Raw genomic sequence first — 11,917 nt, 5'->3', positions numbered from 1 at the left:
ATGCCGATCAATTCGGAGGATTGCGTACTGCTAGACGTTCGATGAGGGGTCCGCTGCACCGGAGTCCAGGGCCGCCCACGCGGCGCTCACCGCGGCGATCCGGTCGTTGACGCCCAATTTCCCGTAGATCCGCTCCGAGTGCTTGTAGACGGTCTTCGGCGTCACCTTGAGCTGCTGCGCGATCGTCGCCGTCGAGTTGCCGCGCATCATCGACTGCAGCACCTCGGCCTCGCGTGGGGACAGACCCAGCGACGCGAGCAGGCTCAGCGGCGCCCCGCGCGACCCGCGCTCGAACATGAACACCGTGGCGCCGCCCTTGGGGGTCAGCCGGCGCACCACCAGCGGGTTGCCGCCGTCGACCGGCATCACCGCGTGCGCGGGCGCGGGCGTGTTGCGCAGCTCCTCGGGGATCCGGTCCTTGGCGCCGTGGTCGACGAGTGCCAGCGCCGCGCGACCCGCCTGCGTGGAGAACGCGATCCGGTCGTGGGCGTCGGTGACGACGATCGCCTCGCCGACGTCGTCCAACCCCGCCTCGACCGCCTTGAGCACGTCGTGCAGCCGCTCGCGCAGCGCGGCGTTGGCGTGCGCCTGGATCAGGTGCGGGCGGGCGAGGTCCAGCATCCGCCTCTGGTCGTCGGTGAAGTCGTCGGGATCGGCGAAGACCAGCCCGATCAGCAGCCGCGGCGGCGCCGGCAGCGTGACCGCGAGCTGGTGCTCCACGCCGAGCGGCACGAACACCTCGTGGTAGACCTCTCGCTCGCGGAACGCGTTCATCTCGATCACGTCCGAGAGCCGGTACGCGCGCCCGTCGCGGGTGGCGAGGTAGCGCTGCACCAGCGGGTTCTGGTGGCCGTAGCGGCCCCATTGCTGGAGGATCCGCTGCGACGGCTCGGGCGCGACCATCGCCACCAGCGGCGTCCCGTCGACCGCGGAGACCTCGTTGTAGGACGTGTAGGCCGCCGGAATGATCCGCGGCAGCACGTCGAGCATCGCGGTGCGGAACATGGCGCGGTTCTCGGCGTGGTGGGCTTCGCCGAGCAGCTCGAGCAGGCCGTGGAGTTCGCGTTCGGGGAGCGTCATGCGCGGTAGACCTCCGCCGCCGCGCGGTGGAAGCCCTCGGGGAGGTCCTTCGCCGCGAAGGTATCGGCGATCTCCTCCATCTCGGCGATCCAGCGCCAACCCTTGGCCGACTTGGCTACCCGCGCGGCCTCGAGGCGGGTGAGCAGGCCGAGGTCCGCCCACTCGGCGTCGAGCGCGTCGGCCACGCCGTAGGCCTCCGCGGCCTCGTGGGCGGCGAGCAGGAGCGCCGCGCTGCCCTTGGTCCAGGCGGCGTAGGCCATCTTGAGCGCGCCGGCGTCGGCCACGATCCGCGCGTCGACGATCGTGCCGGCGAACCGGTCGGCGACCTCGGACGCCCGCTCCCCGCTCAGGTACAGGCGCGTCGTGCCCGCGCGGGTGGGTGGCGGGCCGATGATGCCGCCGTCGACGAACGCGGCGTTCGGCACGAGCGCGCGGACCTCCGCGCCGCGCGCCGGGGAGATCGCGTTGGCGTCCACATAGATGCCGTCGAACGCGCCGACCGAGCGCGCGACGTCGCGCGCCGCGTGAGGTGGGCAGATCGAGAGGATCACGTCGGCCTCGAGCGGGTCGCCGGGCGTCATGTTGGCCGCTCGTGCCCGTTCCGCGGTCGTTTCAGACCGCCCGTCGGCGACCCAGATCACGTCGTGGCGGAGCGCCGCCGCGACGGCGGATCCCATCTCTCCGGGGTGCAGGACGGCGATCGTCATGAGCAGATCCTTACGCTCCGACCACTTCGCCCGCCATCATGTGCGGGCGTGGAGCGCATCCAACAACCGACGGCGGCTGGGCTCGAAGGCCTGATTCCGCTGCCCGAGCGGGCTGAGAAGCCGCGCCTGACCGGTGTCACCCACGTCGTCGACCCTGGTCTGACGTGCGTCGAGGCCGCCGGCCTGATGGAGCTCGCGTCAAATCACGTCGACGTGGTGCGGCTCGGCTGGGGCTCCGCGATCGTCACCCAGGCGCTGGAGGCCAAGCTCGCGGTGTACCTCGAGCACGACGTCGCGCCGATGCTCGGCGGGACGCTGACCGAGCTCGCGTGGCGCCATGGCCGGATCGAGCAGCTGCGCGACGCGCTGCTGCGGCTCGGCATCGCCCACGTCGAGGTCTCCGAGGGCACGCTCGACCTCCCGGTCGGCGACAAGCGGCGCCTGATCCAGTCGCTGGGTCGCGACTTCACGGTCTTCGTGGAGGTCGGCTCCAAGGACGGGCGGCTCGCGCCCGCGTCGGAGCTGTGGGTGCGCCAGGCGAGCGAGGCGCTGGACGCGGGCGCGCACGCGATCGTGTGCGAGGGCCGCGTGTCCGGGGACGCGGGCCTGTACTGGCCGGACGGCTCGATCCGCGACGAGCTGGTCGAGGCGCTGGTGGGCGCGGCCGGCCTGGAGCGGCTGATCTTCGAGGCGCCGCGGCGCTCGCAGCAGGCGTGGCTGGTGCGCCACTTCGGCTCCGACGTGGGGCTGGGCAACATCCTCCCGCACGACCTGATCGGGGTCGAGAGCCTGCGCCTGGGCCTGCGCTCGGACACGCTGACCCGCTTTCACGCTTGACCCGCCCCGCCGTTCTGCTGACGGGCGTCGGGAAGCGCTACGACATCGTCAGCTCGTTCGCGCGGCACGCGTTCGTGATCGCCGCGGACCCGAGCCCGCTGGCGCCGGCCCAGTACGCGGCCGACGTGCGGGTCGCGCCGCCGCGCGCGGATCACCCGGACTACATCGCGTTCCTGACCGAGCTGGTCAACGCGCACGGCGTGAGCGCGGTGATCCCGCTGACCGATCTGGACCTCGAGGTGCTCGCGCGCTCCGACCTTCCGGCGTTCGTGCCCGAGGCCGACGTGTGCCGCGCGACGTTCGACAAGTACCTCGCGCACCAGCTGCTGGAGTCCCACGGGCTGCCGTCCCCGCCGACCTGGCTGCCGGGGGAGGAGGCGCACGGGTATCCGGCGGTCGTCAAGCCGCGCCAGGGCTCCGGCTCGCGCTCGATCCATCCCTGCGCCGACGAGCGCGAGGCGGCGTTCTTCGCCGATTACGTCAAGGAGCCGGTGATGGTGCAGCGGTTCATGGACGGCCCGGAGTTCTCCGTCGACCTCCTCTGTAACCGCGACGGCGTGTGCCTGAACGCGATCCCGCGCACGATGCTCGAGTCACGCGGCGGCGAGTCGATCAAGGGCGCGGCGCTCGCCGACCCGGAGCTGATCGACCTCGGCCGCGCGGTCGCCGAGGCGCTCCCGCTCCGCGGGCCCGCGACCGTGCAGATGTTCCGCGACTCCGAGCTCGGCCTGCGCGTGACCGACATCAACGCCCGCTTCGGCGGCGCCTTCGCCTGCCCGATGTACGCCGCGCTGCCGGGGCGCAGCTACCCCGAGCTGATCGTCCGGATGGCGCAGGGGGAGACGATCGAGCCGCACGTGGGCGAGTTCCTCGCGGGCCGCACGTTCACGCGCTACTTCTGGCAGATCGAGCTGGACGAGGCATTGCAGCCGACGGGACGCGACATCGTCCCGGACGGCCCGCGCGCCCCGCGCTGACTCAGCGCATTCTCAGGCTCGTCGCAGGCTTCTCCGAGCCTGCGCGAGCACCTTGAGGGCTCCCGGAAGCGTGAAGGAGCACTTTGAGAGCGATCAATGTCGCCATGGCCGCGCTGGCGGCCGTGGCAGTGGGCGGCGCGGCGACGGTGGTGGGCGGCGGCAGTTCGAGCGCCGCGACCACGACGTCGCGAACCGTGACGGTCAAGCGCGGCGTCGTGCAGGCCACGGTGTCGGGCAGCGGCAACCTCGCGGCCGTCAAGCAGTCGGATCTCTCGTTCGACCTCGCGGGCGAGATCACCAAGGTCTACGTCAAGGCCGGTGAGAAGGTCAGCGAAGGCGAGGCGCTCGCGCGGCTGGAGCCGACCGACACGACCGAGGACATCACGTGGCTGCGGGCGCCGTTCAGCGGCACGATCGCCAGCGTCGGCGTGGCGAAGGGCGACACGGTGGCGGGGACGGCCTCCACGGACTCCACCGCCGCGATCACCCTCGTCCAGCTCAAGCGCTACGAGCTGTCCGTCTCGCTCGGCGAGTCCGACATCGGCAAGGTCAAGACGGGCCAGCTGGCGACCGTCACGGTCAGCGCGACGGGCGAGCAGCTCGCCGCCAAGGTCGTCGACGTCGGCGTGCTGTCCGCGTCGTCGTCCTCGACCGATTCGGCCACCGCCGGCGCGAGCTCGTCCTCCTCCAGCGCCGTCGCCTACCCGGTGACCTTGCGGCTGACCCAGACGAGCGCGTCGATCAAGCCGGGGATGACCGCGAGCGCCGACATCGTCACCTCGCAGGCGACCGGGCTGACCGTGCCGACCCAGGCGCTGCGCGGGAACAGCGTCACGCTCGCGGGTGGGACGACCGCGCGGGTGCAGACCGGCGTGGCGGGTGACTCGACCACCCAGATCGTCAGCGGGCTGAAGGCCGGCGACCAGGTCGTCATCACGTCGACCAGCGCGGCAGCGGGCGCGAGCTCGAGCACGACGTCTTCGAGCGCCACCCAGCAGCGCACCCAGGGCCTGCAGGGCGCGGGCGGCGGCGGTTTCCCCGGCGGCGGCACCGGCGGTCCGCCCGCCGGCGGCGTGCCCGGTGGGGCGGGCCGATGAAGCCGGTCATCGACGTCCGCGACGCCGAGCGCGTCTACCAGGTCACCGAGGAGATCGCGGTGCGCGCCCTCGACGGCGTCACCGTGCGGATCGAGCGCGGCGAGCACGTCGCGATCATGGGCGCCTCGGGCTCCGGCAAGAGCACGCTGATGAACATCCTCGGCTGCCTCGACGTGCCGACCGCGGGCACCTACCGCCTCGACGGGATCGACGTCCGCGACTACGACGACGACGAGCTCTCCGACCTGCGCAACGCCAAGATCGGGTTCGTCTTCCAGGCCTTCAACCTCGTGCCGCGCATGAACGCGCTGGCGCAAGTCGAGCTGCCGCTCTCGTATGCCGGCGTGGCGCGCAAGGAGCGCCGGCGGCGCGCGGCGGCGGCGCTGGACGCGGTCGGCATGCGCGAGCGCGTCGACCACCTGCCGTCCGAGCTCTCCGGCGGCCAGCAGCAGCGCGTCGCCGTCGCCCGCGCGATCGTCACCAATCCGTCGCTGATCCTCGCCGACGAGCCCACGGGCAACCTGGACTCGCGCTCCACCGCGGAGGTGCTCGACATCTTCGCCGCGCTCAACGCCGAAGGGCGGACGGTCGTGATGATCACCCACGAGGACGACGTCGCCGCGCACGCGCAGCGGGTCATCCGGATGGCCGACGGCCGGATCCTGGAGCCGGCGCTGGTATGAGCGCGGTCGAGACCGTCCGCACCGCCCTCGGGGCGATCGCGGCCAACAAGCTGCGCGCCGGCCTGACGATGCTCGGCCTCTGCATCGGCGTCGCGGCCGTGATCGCGCTGGTCGCGGTCGGCAACGGCTCCAAGCAGCAGGTCGAGTCCTCGATCGACGCGCTCGGCTCCAACGTGCTCGTCGTCCAGGCCCAGCGCGGCGGGTTCGGGCCGGGAGCGAGCGACGCGAGCGTGTCGCTGACGACCCAGGACGCCACGGCGCTGGCCGACACCTTCAACGCGCCGGACGTCAAGAGCGCGTCGCCGGTCGTGCAGGCCTCGAGCGCCACGCTCGTCTCCGGCTCGACCAGCTACGCGCCGTCCTCCTTCGTGGGGACGACGCCGAGCTACGCGACGGCCAAGAACATCGACGTCGCCTCGGGCGCCATGTTCACCAGCGCCGACGTCAAGGACCACGCTCGCAAGGTCGTCATCGGCCCGACGGTGGCCGAGAACCTGTTCAGCGGCACGTCGCCGATCGGCCAGTCGATCCGCGTCGACGGCACCAGCTTCACCGTGATCGGGGTGACCGCGAGCAAGGGCTCGGACGGCACCTCGGACCAGGACGACGTCGTGCTCGCCCCGCTGACCGCGGTCCAGGACACGATGAGCGGCTACGGGAGCCTGAGCTCGATCACGGTCCAGGCGAGGACCGCCGGCTCGCTCGACGCGGCCCAGGCCGAGGTCGAGTCGATCCTCGACGAGCGCAAGCACGTCACCGACACCTCAAACCCGGGCTTCAGCGTCATCAACCAGGGCTCGGTGCGCGAGGCGTCCAGCGCCTCGACCGACGTCTTCACGACGCTGCTCGGCGCCGTGGCCGCGATCTCCCTGCTCGTCGGCGGGATCGGCGTGATGAACATCATGCTCGTCTCGGTCACCGAGCGCACCCGCGAGATCGGCATCCGCAAGGCGATCGGCGCGCGCCGGGCGGACGTCATGCAGCAGTTCCTGGTCGAGGCGATCCTCGTCTCGGTCATCGGCGGCGCGCTCGGGGTCGCCGTCGGGCTCGCGGCGAGCCACTTCGAGATCGCGGGCGTGCAACCCGCCGTCGCCGCCTCGACCGTCGCGCTGGCGTTCGGCGCCGCGGTCCTCTGCGGCCTGTTCTTCGGCACCTATCCCGCGGCGCGTGCCGCACGACTGCGCCCCGTGCAGGCGCTCCGCTTCGAGTAAGGAGATCCATGACCTACGTGATCGAGGACGAGTCGATCGTGGAACCCACACGGCGCCGCCGGCGGCGGGGCTTGACCCCCGTGACGGGCGGACTCGCGGCGATCGCCGTCGCCGCGGGCGGCTTCATCGGCGGCGTCCAGCTCCAGAAGCAGCAGACGACGGCGAGCGCGACGCCCACCGGCCCGGGCGGTGGTTTTCAGGCCGGTGGACCTCCCGGCGCGGCGGGCGGCGGCACCAGCGACGCCGCGACGACCGGCACCGTCGAGTACACCAAGGGCGACGTCCTCTACGTCAAGGACAGCGACGGGAACACGATCAAGGTCAAGATCAAGTCGAGTGGCGACGTGACCAGGACCGCGAAGTCGGACTCCGCGGACGTCCAGCCGGGCGATTCGGTCGTTGTCCAGGGCGCCGCGAGCGCGAGCGGCACCGTCACCGCGACGTCGGTCACGGCGACCGCGGACACCGCCAACTAGACATCTCCACGGCGGGCGTGGGCTCGGCGCGGCTACGCTAGCCGCCGTGCTGAGGTCAATGCTCGCCGGAATGTTCTCGGTCCTGCTCGTCGCGGGGATCATCGGCCTGACCGTGTTCCTGACGACCGACACGCCGTCCGCCGCCCCGAAGCTGACCACCACGACGTCGACCGCGTCGCAGTCGCAGCATTCGGCCCAGGCGACGCCGACGCCGACCGCGAGCGTCGAGGCGCTGCCGAAGGTCAAGATCCGGACGCTCACGGCCGCGGCCAAGGCCGCCGGGTGCACGATCAGCAACCCGCCGGTCCTCAGCGCCATGCACGACACCCGCGAGTTCACCGAGGCCGACTACAACTCGAATCCGCCGACCTCCGGCGAGCACTTCCCGGAGTGGTACGAGGACGGCATCTACGCCCCCGGCACCACGCCGAACCTGGGGATGCTCGTCCACACGCTCGAGCACGGCCGGATCGACCTGCAGTACAAGCCGGGCACGTCGCCGGAGACCGTCACGCGGCTCGAGAAGCTCGTCGACGAGCTCGACAGCGGCTACCACATGCTGCTCTTCGAGAACGGCACGGACATGCCGTACGCCGTCGCGGCGACTGCCTGGGGCCACCTGCTCGGCTGCCCGACGATGAACGACAAGGTCTTCGACGCGATCCGCGCGTTCCGCGCGAACTACGTCGACAAGGGTCCCGAAGTCGTTCCGTAGTTCGCGTGCCGTCCCTGCAGCTCGACGTCGCCACCGCCCCGGATCGCGAGACCCAGCGCGAGCTGGCGGGGACGCTGACGGCGATCTACGCCGAGGTGATGGACGCGCCGCCCGAGATCGTGACCGTCGCGATCCGCGAGGCGGGCGTGTGGCGGGACGGCGAGCCGTCGGCGCTGCTGATGTGCGACGTGCGGCGCGGCCGGTCCGTCGAGACCCGCGCCGAGCTGGCCCGCCGCCTGGTCGCCGCCTGCGAAGCCGTGCTCGGTGCCGGATACGTCAAGGTCGAGTTCACCCAGCACGCCGGGGACGAGATGTGGCACCCGCACCTGGGTGGTTTCAACCAGGACTGGCCGGACCACTAGACTCGTCGGCCGATGCCCGAGGTGGTGTGCGATCCAGGCCCGGGGAAGGAGTCCTGCGTGCCGGAGTCACACGCCGAATGGGAGTTGCCCGCCGAGCCCACCGCCGTCGGCACCATCCGCAACGGCGTACGTGAGTTCGCCCGCGAGCGCGGCGGCACCGACGCCCTCCTGATCGACCTCGCGCTCGCCGTCACCGAGGCCGTGACCAACTCGGTGGTGCACGCGTTCATCGATCGCGAGCCGGGCACCGTCCGCACCCGCATCCAGGCGGCGCCGAACGAGCTGGTGGTGGTCGTCACCGACGACGGCCGTGGCATGCAGCCCCGTGCCGACTCACCCGGCCTCGGGCTCGGTCTGCCGACGATCGCGTCGCTGACGACCGCGATGGACATGCACGCCCCGCCCGGCGGCGGGACCGTCGTGACGATGACCTTCGACGCGCCAGGTGTCAAAGGCCCGCCTCGGCGCGCCGCACGCGAGGCCGAACTGCTCGACGAGGTCGGCCGGATCGTCGAGGGGACGTGGCCGGGGGAGGGGCTGGAGCGGCTCGTCGACCTGCTCGTCCCCGAGCTCGCCGACGCGTGCGCGCTCGACGTGCTCGACGCCGCCGGCGATCCACAGCGCTTCGCCGGCCGCATCGACGGCCCCGACGGCGCCGCGCAGTCCGCCTGGCTCGTCTCGCTCAAGCCGCGCACCGACAACCCGCGCTCCGCCGCCCGCCAGGCGATGGACGACGGCGGCCTGCACGTCGTCGAGCTCACCCGCGAGCACATCGCCCGCATCACCAACAGCGCCGAAGATGCCGACAACATGGCGGCGACCGGCATGCACTGGTGGATCGTGGTCCCCCTCGCCGCGGACGGCCGCCGCCTCGGGCTCCTGCACTTCGGCTTGCGGCCCGGACGCGGGGAGCCGCCCGCGCCGCTGCTGAACTTCCTGCGCGCCGTCGGCGACCGCGCGTCACGCGCGCTGGTGACGACGCAGCTGATCTCCGACCTGCGCCGCACCCGCCACCGCTTCGAGAGCATCCTCGAGGCCATGGCCGAGGCCGTCACGGTCCAGGACGCCTCCGGCCGGATGGTCTACGCCAACACGACGGCCGCGCGCCTGGTCGGTTGCACGACCGTGGACGAGCTCCTGTCGACGCCGGCGGCCGTGCTCGCCGGGCGCTTCGACATGTTCCACGCCGACGGCCGCGTGGTCGAGTTCGCCGACCTGCCGGCGCTGCGGCTCCTCGCGGGCCACGACGCCCCGCCGCTCCTCACCCGCTCGGTCCACCGGGCGAGCGGGCGCGAGCTGTGGCTGCTGACGAAGGCGACGCTGCTCGACGACGGCGGCGAGTTGCTCGCCGTCAACATCATCGAAGACGTCACCAGCTCGCGCTGAGCTGGTGAGGAGGGGTGCGCCCGCCCACCGTCAGAGTCCGGGAGCGCGGGGGGTCAGTCCGTGGAAATGCTCGCGAACGTGGGTCGTCTTCGGGGGGACGGAGACGGGATGGGTCGCAGTGGGCGGGCGCTCCACAAGTCTGACCATCGATATCGAAACAGGAACCCTAACTAGACGATTGTTCCATTTACCGCGTAAGTGTGTGTCAGCGATGAGACCGCGACGCGCTCACCGGAAGTGCTCACGATCTTCACCACCCGTTCCCACGGCGAACGTGAGGGTCGCATTAGCTCGCCGGCATGGATCTACACATGGCTCGCCGCGCCCTGCTGGGCGCGACGGTCGGCCTCGCGGCGGCGACGGTCGCCGCCTCGCCGGCCGGCGCCCAGACCGCTCCCAAGCCGCTCACGATCGTCTTCGTCGTCGACGGCCTGCGGCCCGACTCGATCAACCCGACCGACACGCCCAACCTCTACCGCATGGGGCAGGAGGGGACGCGGTTCTCCAACAGCCATTCGGTGGTCCCGACCGTGACGCGCGGCAACGCGACCACGATCGGCTCGGGCGCCTACCCGGCGCGCAGCGGCATCCTCGGGAACGCCATGTACTGGCCCGGGGTGAACCCGACGGCCTCCTTCAGCACCGGTGACGCGAACCAGCTGACCAAGCTCGACGAGGTCACCGGCGGCAAGATGGTGCTCGTCCAGACGCTCGGCGAGCGCGTCCAGGCCGCCGGCCTGAAGCTGCTCTCGCTCGGGTCCGGCACCTCCGGCGCCACGCTGCTGCTCAACCCGCGCGCGCCCAAGGGCGTCGGCGAGATGGTCAGCACCGGCGACAACGCAGCGCCGTTCGCGTACCCGACGGCGCTCGGCGAGTCGATCATCGCCCGCTTCGGCAACCCGCCCAGCACGAGCGGCCAGCCCAACGCCAACGTCCGCGTGACCTACACCGAGAACGTCCTGCGCGAGCAGCTGCTCACCGCGTCGTCCCCGGACGTCGTCATGAACTGGATCACGGAGCCCGACGGCTCGCAGCACTCCTTCGGCGTCGGCTCCGACCAGGCGCTCTCGGGCATCCGCAACAGCGACAAGGAGCTCGGCCTGGTGATCGACCGGGCGCGCGAGCTCGGCCGTCGCACCAATGTGATCGTCGCCTCCGACCACGGGTTCTCGCTGCGCGACTACAACGTCAACGTCCAGGGCGCACTGATCGCGGCCGGGCTGAAGGCCTCGGCCAACTCCGACGACGTGATCGTCTCCAACACCGGCCCGGCGCTGGTGCACGTCAAGAACCGTGACCCGCAGAAGATCCGCGCGATCGCCGAGTTCCTCAAGACGCAGCCGTGGGCGGCGACGGTCTACACCGCGGCCGAGGCGCCCGTGGGCGGCGCCTACGTGAAGTCGCCCGGCGACGAGAACGCCGCCACGGTCAAGCCATACGGATTCGTGCCCGGCACGTTCTCGCTCGAGCTGATCCACCACTCCAACCCGGAGCGCGGCGCCGACGTGATCGTCACGTTCCCGTGGTCCTCGCAGCCGAACGGCTTCGGCGTCCCCGGCCGTGCCGCGTACGCCGGCGGCGGCACCACCGGTCCGGTCACCGGTCCCGCCTCCGAGCACGGCTCGTTCTCGCCCTGGGACATCCACAACACGCTGCTGGCGTGGGGCCCGGACATCAAGCGCGGTCTCAGCGACGCGCCCGCCGGCAACGCGGACATCGCGCCCACCGTGCTCGCGCTGGCGGGCATTCCCGCGACGGGCGAGCCGCTCGACGGCCGCGTCCTGTCCGAGGCGCTCGCGACCGGCACCACCGCCGGCCAGAGCTTCGGCACGCGGATCTTCCGCGCCGGCAAGTCCGCGGTCCAGATCTCCTCGGTCGACGGCAAGTGGTACGTCGACAAGGCGTGGGCGGACGACTCCACGCCCGAGGCCCAGATCCCGCCGGCCGCCAACGGCCAGGGCACGACGAGCGGCACGGTGCCGGCCACGCTCGCGCTGACGCTCGGCGCCCCGGCCTCGTTCGGCGCGTTCACGCCCGGTGTCGACAAGGACTACGCGGCGCAGACGACCGCCGACGTGGTCTCCTCCGCCGGCGACGCGGCGCTGACCGTCAGCGACCCCGGCCATCTGGTCAACGGCACGTTCGCGCTGCCGTCAGCGCTGGTCGTCGAGCTCTCCAAGGCCGCCTGGACGGCGCCGGTGAGCCACGACCCGGTGACGATCGCGTTCAAGCAGCACGTGAGTGCCGGCGACGCGCTCCGCACGGGGGCGTACAGCAAGACGCTGACCTTCACGCTCTCGACCACGACGCCGTAGCGCTGTCGATCACATCAACACGCTCTCATCCAAGGAGGTATCAGGCAGACGTACGCTCGCTCTCACTCGGG

At 71.7% G+C, this 11,917-nt stretch carries 12 protein-coding genes; 10 read left to right on the top strand and 2 right to left on the bottom strand.

The features are described from left to right. Positions 1-30 precede the first annotated feature (30 nt). Together OM076_RS17945 and OM076_RS17940 are read right to left on the bottom strand one after the other, a co-directional pair. Positions 31-1,080, bottom strand: coding sequence for a helix-turn-helix transcriptional regulator (locus tag OM076_RS17945; protein WP_270041410.1), 1,050 nt, complete (start codon positions 1,078-1,080; stop codon positions 31-33). Beyond that, entirely contained in the window at positions 1,077-1,787 is a 711-nt protein-coding gene (locus OM076_RS17940; protein ID WP_270041409.1) for a DUF1932 domain-containing protein, read from the bottom strand. The genes OM076_RS17945 and OM076_RS17940 overlap by 4 nt, the downstream gene beginning before the upstream one ends. A 48-nt stretch (positions 1,788-1,835) precedes the next feature. Between OM076_RS17940 and OM076_RS17935 the strand changes: the two genes are divergently transcribed. The 10 genes from OM076_RS17935 (at position 1,836) to OM076_RS17890 (ending at position 11,846) form a co-directional block, all read left to right on the top strand. Further along, positions 1,836-2,624 carry a phosphosulfolactate synthase gene (locus tag OM076_RS17935; protein WP_270041408.1) on the top strand — a complete coding sequence of 263 codons (789 nt, stop codon included), beginning with the start codon at positions 1,836-1,838 and terminating at the stop codon, positions 2,622-2,624. After that, the gene (locus tag OM076_RS17930; RefSeq protein WP_270041407.1) at positions 2,621-3,601 is read left to right on the top strand and encodes an ATP-grasp domain-containing protein; all 981 of its coding nucleotides are present in this window, start codon (positions 2,621-2,623) and stop codon (positions 3,599-3,601) included. The genes OM076_RS17935 and OM076_RS17930 overlap by 4 nt, the downstream gene beginning before the upstream one ends. Before the next feature lie 104 nt (positions 3,602-3,705). After that, the gene (locus OM076_RS17925) at positions 3,706-4,698 is read left to right on the top strand and encodes an efflux RND transporter periplasmic adaptor subunit (RefSeq protein ID WP_270041406.1); all 993 of its coding nucleotides are present in this window, start codon (positions 3,706-3,708) and stop codon (positions 4,696-4,698) included. After that, positions 4,695-5,381 (top strand): ABC transporter ATP-binding protein, encoded by a 687-nt coding sequence (locus tag OM076_RS17920; RefSeq protein WP_270041405.1) that lies wholly within the window; start codon positions 4,695-4,697, stop codon positions 5,379-5,381. Before OM076_RS17925 ends, OM076_RS17920 begins: the two co-directional genes overlap by 4 nt. Then, the gene (locus OM076_RS17915) at positions 5,378-6,592 is read left to right on the top strand and encodes an ABC transporter permease (RefSeq protein WP_270041404.1); all 1,215 of its coding nucleotides are present in this window, start codon (positions 5,378-5,380) and stop codon (positions 6,590-6,592) included. Before OM076_RS17920 ends, OM076_RS17915 begins: the two co-directional genes overlap by 4 nt. Before the next feature lie 8 nt (positions 6,593-6,600). Continuing rightward, positions 6,601-7,068, top strand: coding sequence for a hypothetical protein (locus OM076_RS17910; RefSeq protein ID WP_270041403.1), 468 nt, complete (start codon positions 6,601-6,603; stop codon positions 7,066-7,068). 46 nt (positions 7,069-7,114) lie between these two features. Further along, positions 7,115-7,783 carry a DUF3105 domain-containing protein gene (locus OM076_RS17905; RefSeq protein ID WP_270041402.1) on the top strand — a complete coding sequence of 223 codons (669 nt, stop codon included), beginning with the start codon at positions 7,115-7,117 and terminating at the stop codon, positions 7,781-7,783. A gap of 5 nt (positions 7,784-7,788) precedes the next feature. Then, positions 7,789-8,145 carry a tautomerase family protein gene (locus OM076_RS17900; RefSeq protein WP_270041401.1) on the top strand — a complete coding sequence of 119 codons (357 nt, stop codon included), beginning with the start codon at positions 7,789-7,791 and terminating at the stop codon, positions 8,143-8,145. A 12-nt stretch (positions 8,146-8,157) separates the two neighbouring features. Then, positions 8,158-9,531, top strand: a complete 1,374-nt coding sequence (locus OM076_RS17895; RefSeq protein ID WP_270041400.1) for an ATP-binding protein — start codon at positions 8,158-8,160, stop codon at positions 9,529-9,531. Positions 9,532-9,842: 311 nt separating this feature from the next. Beyond that, entirely contained in the window at positions 9,843-11,846 is a 2,004-nt protein-coding gene (locus tag OM076_RS17890) for an alkaline phosphatase family protein (protein ID WP_270041399.1), read from the top strand. Positions 11,847-11,917: the final 71 nt, after the last annotated feature.

Source organism: Solirubrobacter ginsenosidimutans, assembly GCF_027587205.1.
Note: the sequence above shows the minus strand (reverse complement) of the source record. Positions and strands in the feature narration are given on the sequence as shown.